This is a genomic window from Parabacteroides caecihominis, from assembly GCF_023656785.1.
Classification (GTDB): Bacteria; Bacteroidota; Bacteroidia; order Bacteroidales; family Tannerellaceae; genus Parabacteroides; species Parabacteroides segnis.
Window position 1 is genome coordinate 1 of record NZ_JAMOKS010000054.1, and the last position, 17,447, is coordinate 17,447.

A 17,447-nucleotide genomic window follows, 5' to 3' on the forward strand; every position below is an offset into this window, starting at 1 on the left:
AACATAGTTCTTCATGGACTCCGGTGCAAAAAAGCCATCCCATCCTACTATTCAGCCAGTCGGCAGATCAATCGTTTCAGAGTTTTCCGTCCAGTTCACCACTTCAAAGTTAGCGGAAAAGATGCGACCAGTCTTCGCGGGGCTGGGGGGCGTAGGTGCGGATACCCAGTGCTTCGGCGGTGCGGCAGTTGGGGATGGCATCGTCGATGAAGAGCGTTTCGGCGGGGTCGATGGCGGCGTCCTGCAAGACGTATTCGAAGATATCAGCGTTGGGCTTCACCATGTTGAGCTCGTACGAGAGGTATATCTTGTTGAAGAAGTCGCCGGCCTGGTGCCCGTTGTGGGCGAAGCTGTTCTTTTCCGCCCAGAGCCAATGGATCTCGTTGGTGTTGCTGAGCAGCATGGTGTTGTATTTGGAACGTAGCTCCATCAGGAGATCGAGCTTGTAGGCCGGCACGTCGTCGAGCATGGCGATCCAGGCGGCATCGATCTGCTGGTCGGTCAGGTGCTGCCGGGTCAGATGGCGGATGCCGTCGCGGAACTCGGCGGAGGTGATGGTTCCCATCTCTATCTGCATAAAGAGGTCTTTGCTGTTCAATATCCGGTCGCGCACGTCGGGCACGCCGAAGTTCTCGAATGCTTCCACACAACGGTTACGGGTCAGGTTGATGATCACCCCTCCGAAATCTATAATCAGGTTCTTAATTCCTTCCATACTCACAGGTAATAATTACCAGCGACGACGCCGGCGGCGGTGACGCTGTTTTTGTTTATAATCGCGTATCCTGCGGTAGACTACCCAGACAAAGAGCAGGCCGAATACCGCAAAGATCAATAAGACAATGCCGGTGTTGAGGTTGTCGCCTTTCACACGGCTCCACATTTCAAGTACGAGCTCGGTTTCATCCCCGAAGTCGCGGATCATGGCGCATCGTTCCACGACCTTCCGGTCGGGGTATTGCACCCGGTCGATCCGGATGCTGTCGTTGCCGGGGCCGAAGAAGTAGCTCAGGTTGGAGTATTCTTCGATCGTCGTGTCGATTTTCGCTTCCAGTATCTCGGGGGTGGCAACGGCGCTTACATAGCCGTTGGCATCCATATTGCGCAGGGCGATGTCCGGACGGCAGAGGTAGTCGAGGAAATAGCTCGCCGCCTTTACATTGCGGGCGTATTTGGGGATTGCCCAGCCGTCGTACCAGATGTTGCTGCCTTCGCGGGGGACTTCATAGCCCAGCTCCACGCCTACCGCTTCGGCTTCTTCTATGGCCCAGACGGCGTCGCCGCTCCAGGTGAGGTTGAGCCATGCCTTGTTCTTGGTCATCATCTCCTTTCCGAAATCGGCTTCCCATCCGGCGATGTTGGGCTTCATGCGTTTCAGGTAGTCCTCGGCGATGGCGATGGCTTCGGGGGAGTTGTCGTTCATCAGCTGTTCGACCGTGACGGTGCCGTCGGCCAGTTCTTTGGCATGGGCGTAGATGATGGCTGTGCCGTAGGCGTCGCGGTAGCTGTCTTTCATCAGGATCTTGTTCTTGTAACGGGGGTTCCAGAGGCAATCCCAGGTCATTACTTCGTCCTGTGTGACAAATTGCTTGTTGTAGAGCAGGCCGGCTGTTCCCCACATGTAAGGGACTACGTAGTCGGTCGTCTCCATGCCGGGCTGGCTCAGTTTGTTGAGCTGCTCGCGGATATAGGGGGATATGTTGTCGAGGTAATCCGGTGTCTTGCCGAAGTTGCGGTCGATGGGGAGCAGCAGCTTCTTCTTCAGCATACGCTCGATGATGTATTCGGAAGGGCATATCAGGTCGAAATCTTCGTGGCCGCGCTCGATCTTGGTGAGCATGATCTCGTTGATGTCGAATACCTGGTAGATGATACGGATGTCTTCGCCGGTCTGCTCCTTATACCAGACGGGGAACTCGTCGAGTATTCCTTCGTCGATATAGTCGGCCCAGTTGTATATCTTCAATATCTTGCTGCGTTCCTTGTCCGTGCGTGCACAGGAAGAGAGCATTCCCAGGCAGGCGGCCAGTACACATACTATTTTAATCAGTCTATTCATTCTTCTATTCTATTACTTTGCAGCGGATTTTTCGGCACGCTTGTTAATCACGATCAGGAGCACCAGTACGGTGATGAAGATAATGGTCGACAGCGGGCGCAGTTCGGGTGTAAGACCTCCCTTGCGGGCATCCGCATAGATGAAGGTGGAAAGTGTTTCCAGTCCTTCGTTACCAATGGTAAAGATCGTAACGGCAAAGTCGTCGATCGAAAGGGTGAACGCCAGGATAAAGCCGCTGATCATTCCCGGACGTATCTCGGGCAGGATCACTTTGCGTAAAGCCTGGAACGGGGTCGCCCCCAGGTCGAGTGCCGCTTCGTACACATTCTGGTTCATCTTCTTCAAACGGGGCATCACGCTCAATACCACATAGGGGGTACAGAAAGTGATATGCGCCAGCACAACCGTCGTAAAGCCCTGCGAAACACCGAAGCTGACGAACAGCAGGAAGAGGGAAACCCCGGTTATGATATCCGCATTCATCATCGGTATGGCATTCCCGAAATTCATAACCTGACGCGGACGTGTCCGCAGGTTGAAGATGCCGATGGCCGCGATGCTGCCTAATATCGTAGAGATGGATGCGGCCAGCATGGCAATGGCGAATGTATTCCACAAAGCCCCTACCAGCGAACGTTGCACACCTCCGGTAAACAACGAACTATATAGTTTTGTTGAAAATCCCGTCCAGTTACCCAGTACTTTCGCCTCGGTAAAAGAGAAGATCATAATGATCAGGATCGGGGAATAAAGCAGGAAAAGAAGTAGCCAGAGATAAGTTTTAGCCAGTATCTTCGTCATCATATCACACCTCCCCCTTCATTTGAGGCGCTGTCTTCCTCGTTGGTAAACAGGATGGTGACTCCGATCAGCAGCAGCATGATAAGAGACAGGGCAGCTCCATAGTTCCACATTCCGTTATTGATGCTTTCCTGCACGGTCGAACCGAACAGCTTGATATTGTTCATTGTCAGCAACTCGGCGATGGCGAAGGTCGATACGGTCGGCATAAACACCATCACGATACCGCTCATCACACCGGGCATAGACAAAGGAAAGATTGTTTTTATAAAGACCTGAAAGGGATTGGCTCCCAGATCCTGGGCGGCTTCAATCAGGCTGCGATCCATCTTCTGCAAGGTATTATAGATGGGATAGATCATGAAAGGCAGGAAGTTATACACCATACCGAATATCAACGCCCCCTCTCCCAACGGCAGGTTCAGGAAGTCGAACAGGGCGACCGTTGCCAACGTACGGATCAGGATATTCACCCACATCGGGAGAATAAACAACACGACCATCGTACGGGAAGTGTTGAAACGTGCCTGACTCAGTATGTAGGCGGCCGGATAACCCAATATCAGGCACACCAGCGTGGTGATAATAGCAATCCCGATGGAATAGACGAAGGTGTTCAACGCTTCGGGATGCATCATGAACTTGCGGAAATTGGCGAATGTAAATGCGCCTTCGGCATCTGTAAAGGCATACAGGACGATCAGGAGCAACGGCATGACTACGAATACTGCCAGAAATAATGCGTAAGGGATCGTCCAGTTCCTGCGACGCATAAAGAATGCTGAGATGTTATTTATCACTTCCCTTCCTTTTAGTTATGAATAATACGAATGTTCTCGGGGGCAATCCGGATGCCGACGCGGTCGCCGTCGTCCCAGACGTCTGTCGTATCGACAAAGATATCTTCGTCCCAGTCTGTAAACACGGTCAGATGATAATGGTTGCCTTTATAGAGGATAAATTTCACTTCTCCGGTCAGTTTGCCGTCTTCTTCGTTGTCTTCGAGGATGACGTGACGGAAATCGACTTCCACCTTGACAGGGGTGTCGGGGTCGATACCGGATACTTCCGTGCATTCGAAAGTATTGCCCAGGAATTCAACGTGGGTCGGGTCGATCAGCTTGCCTTCAAATGTGTTGCATACGCGCTCTTTCTTCATGACGTGGATATCGAAGGGCTTCACCAGAAGGCCGACTTCCCTGCCTGCATCAAAGCTGTGGTAATCCTGCACCATGAACTCATAGCCTTCGGGGGTCTGCACCATCATTTCGTAATGCACGCCTTTGAAGATGGAGGAAGTGACCGTACCCGTCAGCATGGCTGCTTCCGAGGGTTCGAATATATAAATGTCTTCGGGGCGGATCACCACATCCACCGGGGCTTGTTCGCCGAAGCCTTCGTCCACGCACTCGAAGTCGTGTCCGGCAAAGGAGACTTGTTTATCTTTGATCATCAGTCCGTTCAGGATATTGCTCTCACCGATGAAGTCGGCGACGAACGAATTGATGGGTTCATTATATATATCGATGGGGGTTCCGATCTGCTGGATGCGGCCTTCGCTCATCACAACGATGGTATCGCTCAGGGTCAGTGCTTCTTCCTGGTCGTGGGTCACGTAGACGAAGGTGATACCGAGGGATTTGTGCATTTCCTTCAATTCCATCTGCATATCTTTACGCATCTTCAGGTCAAGTGCAGCCAACGGTTCGTCGAGTAATAACACTTCCGGTTCATTCACAATGGCCCGGGCAATGGCAACACGCTGCTGTTGTCCGCCGGAAAGGGAATCGACATCACGGTATTCGTAATCGGTCATACCGACCATCTTCAAAGCCTGCTTTACCTTCTTTTCGATCACGGCGGAAGGCAATTTCTTTAATTTCAGGCCGAAAGCGATATTATTGAAAACATTCAGGTGCGGGAACAATGCATATTTCTGAAACACCGTATTGACCGGCCTTTTGTGTGGCGGTGTTTGTGTAATCTCCTTTCCTGCAATGGAGATCTCCCCTTCCGAAGCGGTCTGAAATCCGGCTATCAGACGTAACAATGTGGTCTTACCACAACCGGAAGGTCCCAAAATAGTAACAAACTCGCCCTTGCGGACAAACAAATTTACATCATTCAGCACAGCCTTGTCCCCAAAGAACTTGGATACATGTTCTACACTGATAATGCAGTCGGACTTTTGCATAGATTTATCCCTTTTCCTTACAAGTTAAACATATAATCGCTCCCATTTATAAAAAGCGGCACAAAGGTATACATTTTAAGGGACTTTCAAAACGTCTGAACCGTTAAGAGATGGATATATAAAAGAACGTTGCCGAACTTTATTTATTTCCCTTGGGTAACAACAGATTCAGTAAAACTCCCAACAATGCGGACAACCCGATACCGGCCATTGTAAAGCCGCCAAATTCAATTGCTGCGCCACCTATGCCGAAGGTAAGGATCAGCGAAACAATAATCAGGTTGCGTGTATCGCCCAGATTCGTCCGGTTTTGTATCAGGCTGTTTATACCGACAGCCGCAATCGTACCGAACAATAACAACATTATTCCGCCCAACACTGCCGGCGGAATCGATTTCAGAAAAGCACTGATCTTCCCAAAGACAGAAAAGACAATACCTGTCACCGCAGCAATACGGATAACGGTAGGGTCCGTGATCTTTGTCAGCGAGATAGCGCCAGTCACTTCGGAATAAGTCGTTACAGGAGGTCCTCCGATCAGGCCGGCAGCAACACATGCCAGGCCATCCCCCAACATAGTACGGTGCAAACCCGGATCTTTCACGAAATCTTTACCGGTCACTTCATTGATAGCATACACATCGCCGATATGTTCAATGATCGGGGCTATGGTAACCGGAATCATAAAAATCACAGCTCCCCAGGATAATTCCGGTTTAACGAACTGGGGAAACGCAAACCAGGGAGCGGCAACAATCGGTTCAAAATCAATCATCCCAAAGACTGCCCCGGCAATATACCCCACAACTATCCCACAAAAGATAGGGATCAGCTTGATCATCCCCTTCCCGAGCAAGGATGCCAGAATAGCCGTCAGCAAAGCGATCAGGGCCAGCGGCCAGTTCTCTTTCGCCATATTCACACCGGAACCGGCAAGCGACAAACCAATCAGTATAATAACCGGCCCGATCACGACCGGAGGGAAAAGCGTTTTAATAAAACCGATGCCACGCCATTTTATCAATGCGCTCATCAGTCCGTAGACAGCACCTACGGCAACCAGACCGGACATCGTACCCGGCAAACCATATAATTCCGTCGCTTTAATGATGGGAGCAACGAAAGCAAAACTACTTCCCAGGAAAATAGGAACTTTTCCTTTTGTAACCAGATGAAAGATCAATGTACCCAGCCCGGCAGTAAAAAGGGCTGTCGAAGGATCAAGACCGACCAATAAAGGCACTAATACTGTTGCACCAAAGGCTACAAAGAGAAATTGAACGCCCACTATTGTTTTTTGAGCGGGGCTCAGTGATTTTTTGCTGTCCATTGCGAAATAAAAGATTATATTTGCACAAATATAAATAGAATAATTCAAACGCTGAATAAGAATATGACACAGAATAGCTTTCATAAAGAAACAGCCTATTTTGCATCCGGCTGTTTTTGGGGAACCCAATATCACCTGGAAAAAGTAAAAGGCGTAGAATATACGCATGTCGGCTACATGGGCGGAACAGCAAATAATCCGTCCTATCCGGAAGTTAAAACAGGGACAACCGGCCATGTAGAAACCGTTGAAGTCATCTTTGATCCTTCACAAACCAGCTTCGAACAATTGCTGCGTCTTTACTTCGAAACACATGATTTCACACAGGTAGGCGGACAAGGTCCGGACATAGGCAGCCAATACCGCTCCGTTATCTTCTATTGCAATGAAGAACAAAAGGAGATCGCGGAAAGATATATCGGTAAATTATTCGGAATGGGATTTAAAGTAGCTACAGCATTGGAACCCGCCGAGAAATTCTGGATAGGAGAAGACTATCACCAACATTATTACGACAAGAAGGGAGAAACTCCTTATTGCCATATTTATCGGAAGATATTCAATGATTGATTTTGTTTCATCCTAGGGAAACTAAAATTTCTTCCGGGAGAAACAACTGTTTCATCCGGAAGAAACTAAAAATATACTATCAGAAGTTTTTCTTATCGTCAATAATATATTCGGGACGCGCTTTGATTTCATCGAACAGAATCCCTACATATTGTCCTAAGACACCCACCGTCAACAACTGAACACCGCCAAAGAAAATAACAGATGTCATAATGGAAGTCCAACCGCTTTCGGCATTACTGAACCCGTAGATTTTTCCCAGTGTAAACCAGGCGGCCAAAACAATACCGACCACCACAGCTATAAATCCCAAACTTGTTGCCAACCGAAGCGGCTTTTTAGAGAAATACAACATGGCCGTCGAAGCAAATTTCCACATTTTGCTGAAAGGATATTTCGTTTCACCGGCAATCCGGGCTTCCCGCTCATAATAAAACGGCACCTGCTTATAACCGAGCCAGCTTATCAATCCCCTGATATATTTACCCCGTTCCTGAAAACGGTCGAATTGATCCATAATTTTCCGGTCGATCATACGGAAGTCACCGGTATCCAACGGAAAGCTGACGTCACTCATATAATTAAGCAAACGGTAAAATGCTTTTGAGGTAATTTTTTTGAAAAAGCTTTCCCCTTCTCTTGATTTTCGTACGCAATAGACTACGTTTGCATGCTCTTTTTCCTGCAATTCCAATATACCGGGAATCAGTTCGGGAGGGTCCTGCATATCGGCATCGAGTATGACGGCCAGATCAGCGTCACAGTTATTGATACCTGCCGTTACGGCCGGCTGATGTCCGAAGTTTCTTGAAAAATGGATTACCTTTACCTGTGGATCAGAGGCAGCTATACCATCCAGTAATTCCCGGGTTTTATCCCGGCTTCCATCGTTAATATAAATAATCTCAGTAGCAATAGGCACCGACTGCAATGCTTCCTTTGTACGACGGTATGATTCGGATATAACCAACTCCTCGTTGTAACACGGCACTATAACTGCAAGCTTCTTCATCTGCTTTTTATGACTTGAATGTATAAAATTTATTCATTACGAAATTAATAACCGTATAAAAAGCCATAGCCAGCAACTGGTTATAATAAGGATCGATCGACAGGTTGGCATTCAGATACATCAGCAAACCCAGTTGCATCAGGTAACAGATACCGAACACAACACCAAAACGGACGGCACTGCTCATCCAGCCCGCATCGCTATGGAACGTCCATTGCTTGTTCCAGATAAAACTGTTCAGTACCCCCGCCGCATAACCGACTATATTCGATACAATATCCGAACAACCGAGCAGCTTCATCATTATCCAAATAACGACAGCTGTTATAACGGTGTTCCCCACTCCCACTATACCATACTTAATGGCTTGTTTTACTGTTTCCATTCTTATTTATAATATCAGTGACTTCCTGCTGTGTCAGTTCCTTTACATTTGTTATTGTAAAGATGTCTGAAAGGAAATCGCCGTATTGGTTACATTCATTGATAACCTTGTCAAGGGTTAACTTGATGTCTGCACGTACCGGTATCAAAAACACCAGTTCCACATATTGCTCACCGATCGTCAGGCGCTCTATCTCGCAGTCGGCCTTCGGCAGGAAATAAGCGAACTCACGTTCTATGACTTTACGCTGATACTCCTGGAAAGGTTTACGATCCCTGGATAACATCAATACGTAAAAGCGCAATTTCTCACCTTTGCCTCCCAGCCCTGTCGAAATATATATTTGTTTCTCATCCGACAACTCCGACTCCAAAGAGATGCGGCTTTCCATCAAAGCCATATAAGCCCAGTTGCTCACATCTTCGTCCGGGTGCTGCACATAATCTTCCAGCATCCGGTAAGCTTTCACCTCGCGGGAAGTTGCCAGCATGGATAAAATATATTTCTTATAATCGGTTGTCGACTCCGGATTAGACAGACTTTCGCGGAAGGCTATATAATCCATATCGTTTAAATCCGGTTTTGCCCTTTCTTTACGAACCTGTTCGGAATACTTGAAATATTCCATCTGAAGTTCAACCGGAACGCGCTGTTCTAATATATGGAAATGTCCGTCCATCTTGCTAAAAGAGTCACGGAACTTCTTGAATACATCACCTTCTTCTTTCATAGACCTGTTTTTTTAGTTATATACTATACCCAATAAACAAGAAACTAAGACAAAAGTAAAGCTTTTTCCCGATATTTTTGGCATTAGAGCATAAAAACGGGGATAAATGGCATTTTTATTTACCTTTTACTCCCGAAATTCATTCAAATCATACGGATCTGATTGCGAAAACATATCTTTTCTAAATTATGTTCTATCTTTGTAGAACAACATGGAGAAATATTGGCAAATACTCAAACGATATAAAGGAGGACTGGCAGTCAGTCCGCTGCTTGTACTGATAACTGTACTGTGTGAAACCGTTCAGCCGATGTTTATGGCTGAGATTATCGACAACGGGGTTATGCCTCGTGACCTTTCGGTTATTACACGGGTCGGAACCTTTATGATTTTGATTTCGTTGGCGGGATTATTCGTTAACATTATTAATGTATATGTGTCTTCCCGCATCGGTATCGGCTTCGGAACCGACTTGCGGACCAGGCTTTTCGACAAGATACAACAACTGTCCTTTTTCGATATAGATAAATTCAGTTCGGCTTCGCTGGTGACACGGTTGACAAGCGATATTTCCCGCATACAGCAAATTGTGCTGATGTCTATGCGGCTTCTGCTCCGTTCTCCCCTTATGCTGGCGATGGCTGTCTTTTTCGTTGTCAGGATTAACCGGGAGCTGGCTGTTGTACTGATAGCCGCCATCCCCATTCTGGGCGGAAGCGTTTACCTGATACTCAGCAAAGGGTTTCCTTATTTCCTGAAAGTACAGCAGAAAGTGGACCAACTGAACGGAGTGGTCAGGGAGAATCTTATTAATATCCGTGTAGTCAAATCGTTCGTCCGGGAAGATTTCGAGACAAAGAAATTTACCAGAAGTAGCGAAGAGTTACGCGATATGGTTATCCGGGCATCCAATATTGTCGTTTCCATATTTCCGGTCATGCAGCTGGTTATGAACTTATCTATCCTGGCTATCCTGTGGCTGGGCGGACAAAAAGTGATGTACGGCGAGTTGAAGGTCGGCGAACTGATTTCGTTCGTCAATTATCTGGCACAAGTTTTGATGTCACTGATGATGCTTTCCATGATTATTATGTCGTATGCCCGGGCCTCCGCCTCTTCCAAACGTATTCTGGAAGTACTGGATACGAAACCTTCTTTGACCAACACACAAGAAGGTTTGCAGGATAAATACCGGATAGAGAAAGGAGAAGTGACTTTCGATAATGTCAGTTTCCGCTACACCGGCGGGGAGAACGATGTCTTGCAACATATCAGTTTCCGGGCCAACCCGGGCGAAACAATTGCGCTGGTCGGTGCCACCGGTTCTGCCAAAAGCTCCCTGGTACAACTGATACCGCGTTTATACGACGCCACTTCGGGAGAAATACGAATCGACGGCATCCCGGTAAAAAACTATAACCTGGATGAACTGCATGCCCGCATCGGCATGGTTCTGCAAAAGAACGAACTGTTTACCGGTACCATTATCGACAACCTGAGATGGGGAAAGCCGGACGCTTCGATGGAAGAAATCGAGGAAGCCGCCCGTGCCGCCGAAGCACACGATTTCATCAGCTCCTTCACCGAGGGTTACAACACGTTGCTGGGACGCGGAGGTATCAATGTCTCCGGCGGCCAGAAACAACGTATCTGCATTGCCCGTGCCTTGCTCCGTAAACCGAAAATCCTTATCCTGGACGATAGCACCAGTGCCGTCGATACCGAAACGGAACTGAAAATACGGAACAACCTGAATGCCATGTTGCACGATACAACCGTATTTATCATCACCCAGCGAATCAACACCATGCAGTCTGCCGACCGTGTCATCGTGTTGGAAGACGGCGAGATCAACGCTATCGGAACACCGGACGAACTAATCAAGAGCTCGACCGTCTATCAGGAAATCTATCATTCACAACAAGTATTGTTTTAAGTTATGGCACACGGAGATCACTTGAAAGATAATGCAAAACCCAAAGAAGGACGGAAAACCTTCTGCCGGCTGATATCGTACCTGTCATGCGACCGGCGCTTGTTGTTCGTGATTGGCTTCCTGATTATTGTCAGCATCATAGCCAACCTGCTGGGCTCTTATATGTTGCGTCCCATCATCAACGACTATATCATTCCGGGAGATTTCCACGGATTGATACGGATATTGATTATGCTGGCCGTCGTGTATCTGACAGGGGTCGCAGCCGTGTATATCCAATATATATTATTGAACAAGATCGGCCAGCGAACAGTCACCCGGATGCGTTCCGACCTTTTTGAGAAGATGGAACACCTGCCGGTCAAATATTTCGATACCCATCAGCATGGCGACCTGATGAGCCGTTACACGAATGATATCGACAAGATCAGCGACGCTTTGACCGACAGCCTCTCCGATATGCTCTCCAGCGCTCTGACGCTGATTGGTATCTTCTGTCTGATGCTTTATATCAGTCCGGTCCTGACGCTTGTAACCCTGATTACTGTCCCGCTGATGTTCCTCAGCGCAAAAGAAATAGTAAAACAAAGCCGCAAATATTTCAAAGCACAGCAGGAATCCATCGGTACGCTGAACGGTTATATCGAAGAAATGATAAGCGGACAAAAGGTTGTCAAAGTATTCGGCCATGAAAAGAAAGTAAATGCCGACTTTGAAGTGCAGAACAGCGATCTGAAAGAGAAGTCGCAAAAGGCCCAGTTCTACTCCGGATTGATGATGCCCGTCATGCAGAACCTGAATACGCTGAATTATGTATTTATCACCATCGTCGGCGCCCTGCTCGCCATCTTCCGCGGATTCGATGTCGGCGGACTGGCCGCCTTCCTGCAATATTCCCGCCAGTTCGGACGTCCGATCAACGAACTCGCCAGCCTCTACAACAGTATCCAGGCTGCTATTGCCGGTGCCGAACGTATCTTTGAGGTCATAGACGAAACACCCGAAACACCGGATGCTTCCAACGCAATCGCATTAGAGAATGTACAAGGCGACGTAGCCATGAAAGACGTTTATTTCGGATACAAACCGGAGAAAACGATTCTGAAAGGAATCTCCCTGCATGCAAAAGCCGGTTGCAAAATTGCCCTGGTCGGTGCCACGGGAGCCGGAAAGACAACTATCCTGAACATGCTTCCCCGCTTCTTCGATATCCAGTCGGGAGAAATCACGATAGACGGTCATCCCATCCGCCGGATCAAACGAAACAACCTGCGTCAATCCATGGCAATCGTCCTCCAGGATACGCATCTCTTCACCGGAACCGTACGCGAAAATATCCGTTTCGGCCGTCTCGATGCGACCGACGAGGAAGTCATTGCCGCCGCCAAACTAACGGCTGCCCATTCCTTTATCAAGCGCCTCCCCAAAAGTTATGACACGCTCCTTGAAAACGACGGTGCCAACCTGAGCCAGGGACAGCGCCAATTACTCAATATCGCCCGTGCCGCCATTGCCGACCCTCCCATCCTGCTACTGGATGAAGCGACCAGCAATATCGACACCCGCAGCGAAATCCTTATCCAGAAAGGTCTCGACCAACTGATGCAGGGACGAACGAGCCTCATCATCGCCCACCGTCTCTCGACAGTGAGAAACGCCGACCTTATCCTCGTCCTCGAACATGGAAAGATTATCGAACAAGGCAGCCATCAGGAATTACTGGTACTGAAAGGGAAATATTACTCCCTCAACCAGGAGCAGTTCGAATAAGTACAAACCTCTCAGCAGGAAATGATACAACAAGGACAACCTGACTGGGATTGCAAAACGTATTCTCCGCTTCCAAAAAGGTGGATAATACACTCTTTTGGCAGACAAAAAGCCACTTTATGCTCTATAACATCTTTTCGCGCATCCTACTTACAAAGAAGTAGGCTAATTTTACACGCAATTTTGATAACATTACATACATGAAGAACAAGAATACACTGTCTGGCTTGGCTGTTGCAAATTTCAGCAAGCAAATAGACGGGAAGGAGACGATGCTATGTATCCTGACCAATAAAAAAGGTGCAGAACTTACCATTACCAACTACGGTGCAAAAATTGTATCGCTTATGGTACCGGATCGGTCCGGCAAGTTAACCGATGTAGTTACCGGACATAATTCCCTCGATGATTATCTGGTCTCTGAAGAACCTTACTTCGGAGCAATCTGCGGCCGTTACGGTAACCGTATTGCCAAAGGAACATTTACACTGGATGGTGTTGTATACGATAAGCTGGCTATCAACAACGGCCCCAACAGCCTCCACGGAGGACTGAAAGGTTTCAATTCCGTTGTGTGGGACGCTAATCAAACCGACGACCAGACCGTAGAACTGAAATATACCTCAGCCGACGGCGAAGAAGGTTTCCCCGGCACACTACAAACTACTGTCACTTATCACCTGACCGATGACAACGAAGTCGTGATCATGTATCAGGCCGTAACAGACAAACCTACCGTATTAAATCTGACCAACCACTCCTACTTCAACCTGTCAGGAGCCGGCGACCCGTCAGTTGCGGACCATACGTTAACTATCAATGCAGACTATTATCTGCCTACGGATGAAACTGCCATTCCTTACGGTGCCCCTGAAAAAGTAGAAGGTACGCCGATGGACTTCCGCACTCCTTATCTGGTAGGTGCCCGCATCGACGAACCGACCGACCAATTGACCTGGGCAAGAGGCTATGACCATACCTATATATTAAATAAGGAAGAAGGCGAACTGGGTTTCTGTGCCCGTTGCCAATCCCCCAAGACCGGTATCATCATGGAAACATATACTACTCAACCGGGCGTACAATTATATACAGGTAACTGGATGACCGGCAATTTCGAAGGAAAGAACGGACAACGCTATCCGGCAAGAGCAGCCTTATGCCTGGAAACACAACATTTCCCCGACAGTCCGAACAAACCGGAATATCCGTCGACCGTACTTCGTCCGGGAGAAGTTTTCGAAAGCAAGACTATCTATAAATTCTCAGCCGAATAACAAATAACAAAATTAATATATCAATAACAATAAAAAAGATCAATCAATGACTCAAGAAAAAAAACAATGGGGTGCCATCATCATTATGATTGCACTTTTTGCAATGATTGCATTCGTGACTAACCTTTGTTCACCAATGGCTATTATCGTAAAGAACGACTTTGGAGCAAGTAATGTTCTTGCTCAAATTGGAAACTATGGTAACTTCATTGCCTATCTGGTAATGGGTATCCCTGCCGGTATGCTTATCGCCAAATACGGCTACAAGAAAACAGCTCTTATCGGTCTTGCCGTAGGTGTCATAGGTATTTTAGTTCAATGGCTGAGTGGTCATGTAGGCAAAGATAGTGCTTTCCTGGTTTACCTGGTCGGAGCATTTATCAGCGGTTTCACTATGTGTATTCTTAACTGTGTGGTTAATCCGATGCTTAACCTGCTCGGTGGCGGTGGTAACAAGGGTAACCAGCTTATCCAGCTCGGCGGTGTATTCAACAGTACTGCTGCTGTTGCCTGCTACATCCTGATGGGAGCTCTTATCGGTGATGCAGCCAAAGCACATATTGCCGACGCAACACCGGCATTGATGATCGCTCTTGCTATTTTCGTTATCGCATTCGTAGTTATCACATTCACAAAAATTGAAGAACCTGAACAGGCTCCTGTCGACACAAGCTTGATCAAAGGCGCTTTAAGCCATCGCCATTTTGCACTGGGAGCACTCGCTATCTTCCTTTACATGAGCGTTGAAGTTGGAACTCCGACTTATATTCTTCAATATCTTACTGCGAAAGGCATACCTGCCAGCACCGTTGGTCTTATCGTAGCTGTTTACTGGCTAATGATGCTTATCGGACGCTTCGTGGGAGCAAGTATCGGTGGTAAGGTTTCCAGCCGCACGATGATCACTACCGTATCGATCGCAACTCTTCTGTTGGTCAGCTTCGGAATGTTCTCACCTGAGACAAATACAGTAGAAGTTCCCGGTGTAGACTGGGCTTCATTAAGTCTGATCTGGCAGGAAGTTCCCGTTGGTATTCTGGCATTCCTTCTCGTAGGTCTCTGCACCAGCGTAATGTGGGGTGGTATATTCAACATGGCTGTCGAAGGATTAGGAAAATACACAGCTATCGCCAGCGGTATCTTTATGACAATGGTATTCGGTTGCGCTGTAATGGTTGCCATCCAGGGTTGGGTTGCCGATATGACTGATTACATGACCAGCTACTGGGTTGTACTCTTTAGTGCTGCTTACATTTTATTCTACGCTGCTATCGGTTCTAAACCATCGAAGAAATCAGAATAAAATAAATAATATGTCTATTCATGAAATTATCCGGTTTTATTCGTAACCGGATAATTTCTTCATTTATAACCTTTAAAAGAAATAATATCATGCAGAAAAAAATCAGAGATAAATTTCAAGAGTTATTCAACACAGAAGGTGCTGTATTTGCTTCTCCGGGCCGTATCAACCTGATCGGCGAACACACAGACTACAATGGCGGTTTCGTATTCCCGGGAGCTATCGACAAAGGGATGATCGCAGAGATCAAACCGAACGGAACCGGCAAAGTTCGTGCATTCTCTATCGACCTGAACGATTATGCAGAATTCGGTCTGAACGAAGAAGATGCTCCAAAAGCAAGCTGGGCAAGATACATTTTCGGTGTATGCCGTGAGATCATCAAACGTGGCGGCCAGATCCAGGGATTTGATACCGTATTTGCAGGTGATGTTCCTCTGGGTGCCGGTATGTCTTCATCCGCAGCTTTGGAAAGCACATATGCTTTCGCTTTGAATGAACTCTTCTCTTTGGGTATCGACAAATTCGAATTAGCAAAGATCGGCCAGTCTACAGAACACAACTATTGTGGTGTTAACTGTGGTATCATGGACCAGTTCGCTTCTGTATTCGGTAAAGAAGGAAGCCTGATCCGTTTGGATTGCCGTTCTCTGGAATATAAATATTTCCCATTCAACCCGGTTGGCTATAAACTGGTATTGCTGGACTCTGTAGTTAAACACGAACTGGCTTCTTCGGCTTACAACAAACGCCGCCAGTCTTGCGAAAATGCAGCAGCAGCTATCCGTCGCAATCATCCGGAAGTAGAATTCCTGCGTGACGCAACAATGGGCATGCTGAATGAAGTAAAAGGCGATATCAGCGCAGAAGACTATATGCGTGCTGAATATGTGATCGAAGAAGTACAGCGCGTACTTGACGTTTGCGAAGCCCTGGAAAAAGGCGATTACGAAACAGTCGGACAGAAAATGTACGAAACTCATCACGGCATGAGCAAACTGTATGAAGTAAGCTGCGAAGAACTGGACTTCCTGAACGATGTAGCCAAAAAATGTGGCGTAACCGGTTCACGTGTCATGGGTGGCGGTTTCGGCGGTTGCACGATCAACCTCGTAAAAGACGAACTGCACGATGCCTTCATTAAGGAAGCATTCGAATCTTATACAAAGAAATTCGGACACGAACCAAAAGTATATGAAGTAGTAATCAGCGACGGCGCACGCAAACTCGCTTAATAAATTAATTCAATATTCATAAAATCATGACAGCCGCATTTTATCAGAACGAAGTCAAATTTTTCGTTGCAGTAGATTGTATCATCCTCGGGTTCAACAGTGGTGAACTCAATGTTTTACTTTACAAGCGGAATTTTGAACCTCTGAAAGGACAATGGTCTCTGATGGGCGGCTTTATCAAATCCGGCGAAAGCGTAAACGAAGCGGCATCCCGCGTGCTTACCGAATGCTCCGGTATCGATAATCTTTTTATGGAACAGGTAGGTGCCTACGGAGATGTTACCCGCGACCTCGGGGAACGGGTTATCTCCGTAGCATACTATTCCTTAGTTAATATGAATGACTTCAATCGGGAACTGCTGAAAGAACATAATGCCGAATGGGTAAAAATCAGTGAAATACCCGAATTGATCTTCGACCATAACCAAATGGTTACCGACACATTGGCGCGTCTGAAAAGAAAAGCAGCCACCTGTCCTATCGGTTTCAACCTTCTTCCGGAGAAATTCACTCTCCCCCAGCTTCAAAGTCTATATGAAGCAATTTATCAGACTCCATTGGATAAACGTAATTTCCGCAAGAAGCTAAACTCCATGGATATCCTGGAAAAACTGGACGAGAAAGATAAAAAGAGCTCTAAAAGAGGCGCTTTCTATTATATGTTCAACAAAGAGAAATACGACCATCTGCTGGATCAGGGATTCTATTTCTCCCTGTAACTTCCTTGCATATCCGGCTCTCTGTGAGAAATATCGCACGTTAGGAAACTTTACAGAAAATGAATTGTTTGTATGATATAGCGGTCTATAAGAAGAGATTCCCTATCTTTGTGCAAAAATTAAACT

At 47.1% G+C, this 17,447-nt stretch carries 16 protein-coding genes; 7 read left to right on the top strand and 9 right to left on the bottom strand.

Annotated features, from left to right (window positions below; genetic code table 11):
* Positions 1–109 precede the first annotated feature (109 nt).
* From NBH14_RS26615 to NBH14_RS26640, 6 genes are all read right to left on the bottom strand, one after another.
* Complete coding sequence (locus NBH14_RS26615) at positions 110–715, bottom strand: HAD family hydrolase (protein WP_046149747.1); 606 nt, start codon at positions 713–715, stop codon at positions 110–112.
* Positions 716–730: 15 nt separating this feature from the next.
* Positions 731–2,059: an ABC transporter substrate-binding protein gene (locus tag NBH14_RS26620; protein WP_186959200.1), complete on the bottom strand. Its 1,329-nt coding sequence runs from the start codon at positions 2,057–2,059 to the stop codon at positions 731–733.
* 12 nt (positions 2,060–2,071) lie between these two features.
* Positions 2,072–2,863: an ABC transporter permease gene (locus tag NBH14_RS26625; protein ID WP_186959199.1), complete on the bottom strand. Its 792-nt coding sequence runs from the start codon at positions 2,861–2,863 to the stop codon at positions 2,072–2,074.
* Positions 2,860–3,633 (bottom strand): ABC transporter permease, encoded by a 774-nt coding sequence (locus tag NBH14_RS26630; protein ID WP_186959264.1) that lies wholly within the window; start codon positions 3,631–3,633, stop codon positions 2,860–2,862. Before NBH14_RS26630 ends, NBH14_RS26625 begins: the two co-directional genes overlap by 4 nt.
* A gap of 38 nt (positions 3,634–3,671) precedes the next feature.
* Positions 3,672–5,054 (bottom strand): polyamine ABC transporter ATP-binding protein, encoded by a 1,383-nt coding sequence (locus NBH14_RS26635; protein WP_186959198.1) that lies wholly within the window; start codon positions 5,052–5,054, stop codon positions 3,672–3,674.
* A gap of 139 nt (positions 5,055–5,193) precedes the next feature.
* Positions 5,194–6,384 carry a uracil-xanthine permease family protein gene (locus NBH14_RS26640; protein WP_186959197.1) on the bottom strand — a complete coding sequence of 397 codons (1,191 nt, stop codon included), beginning with the start codon at positions 6,382–6,384 and terminating at the stop codon, positions 5,194–5,196.
* Between the two features lie 63 nt (positions 6,385–6,447).
* On the opposite strand from NBH14_RS26640, the gene msrA reads away from it, so the two are divergent.
* Positions 6,448–6,954 (top strand): peptide-methionine (S)-S-oxide reductase MsrA, encoded by a 507-nt coding sequence (gene msrA / locus NBH14_RS26645; RefSeq protein ID WP_122328587.1) that lies wholly within the window; start codon positions 6,448–6,450, stop codon positions 6,952–6,954.
* 79 nt (positions 6,955–7,033) lie between these two features.
* Here msrA and NBH14_RS26650 read toward each other — a convergent pair whose 3' ends face one another.
* The 3 genes from NBH14_RS26650 to NBH14_RS26660 are packed head-to-tail and all read right to left on the bottom strand — an operon-like array spanning position 7,034 to position 9,081.
* Positions 7,034–7,966: a glycosyltransferase family 2 protein gene (locus tag NBH14_RS26650; protein WP_007658236.1), complete on the bottom strand. Its 933-nt coding sequence runs from the start codon at positions 7,964–7,966 to the stop codon at positions 7,034–7,036.
* Between the two features lie 7 nt (positions 7,967–7,973).
* Positions 7,974–8,351, bottom strand: coding sequence for a GtrA family protein (locus NBH14_RS26655; protein WP_007658237.1), 378 nt, complete (start codon positions 8,349–8,351; stop codon positions 7,974–7,976).
* Positions 8,326–9,081 carry a hypothetical protein gene (locus NBH14_RS26660; protein ID WP_128134268.1) on the bottom strand — a complete coding sequence of 252 codons (756 nt, stop codon included), beginning with the start codon at positions 9,079–9,081 and terminating at the stop codon, positions 8,326–8,328. The genes NBH14_RS26655 and NBH14_RS26660 overlap by 26 nt, the downstream gene beginning before the upstream one ends.
* Positions 9,082–9,292: 211 nt before the next feature.
* Between NBH14_RS26660 and NBH14_RS26665 the strand changes: the two genes are divergently transcribed.
* The 6 genes from NBH14_RS26665 to NBH14_RS26690 all read left to right on the top strand — a co-directional run bounded on the left by NBH14_RS26665 (position 9,293) and on the right by NBH14_RS26690 (position 17,321).
* On the top strand, positions 9,293–11,017 hold the full coding sequence (locus NBH14_RS26665; RefSeq protein WP_186959196.1) for an ABC transporter ATP-binding protein: 1,725 nt from the start codon (positions 9,293–9,295) through the stop codon (positions 11,015–11,017).
* Between the two features lie 3 nt (positions 11,018–11,020).
* Positions 11,021–12,787: an ABC transporter ATP-binding protein gene (locus NBH14_RS26670; RefSeq protein WP_186959195.1), complete on the top strand. Its 1,767-nt coding sequence runs from the start codon at positions 11,021–11,023 to the stop codon at positions 12,785–12,787.
* 200 nt (positions 12,788–12,987) lie between these two features.
* Positions 12,988–14,064 carry an aldose epimerase family protein gene (locus tag NBH14_RS26675; RefSeq protein ID WP_186959194.1) on the top strand — a complete coding sequence of 359 codons (1,077 nt, stop codon included), beginning with the start codon at positions 12,988–12,990 and terminating at the stop codon, positions 14,062–14,064.
* Between the two features lie 46 nt (positions 14,065–14,110).
* The gene (locus tag NBH14_RS26680) at positions 14,111–15,367 is read left to right on the top strand and encodes an MFS transporter (RefSeq protein WP_186959193.1); all 1,257 of its coding nucleotides are present in this window, start codon (positions 14,111–14,113) and stop codon (positions 15,365–15,367) included.
* Between the two features lie 89 nt (positions 15,368–15,456).
* A complete protein-coding gene (galK, locus tag NBH14_RS26685) occupies positions 15,457–16,602 on the top strand; it encodes a galactokinase (RefSeq protein ID WP_010802683.1) in 1,146 nt (381 codons plus the stop codon).
* A gap of 26 nt (positions 16,603–16,628) precedes the next feature.
* Positions 16,629–17,321 (top strand): NUDIX hydrolase, encoded by a 693-nt coding sequence (locus NBH14_RS26690; RefSeq protein ID WP_186959192.1) that lies wholly within the window; start codon positions 16,629–16,631, stop codon positions 17,319–17,321.
* Positions 17,322–17,447 lie beyond the last annotated feature (126 nt).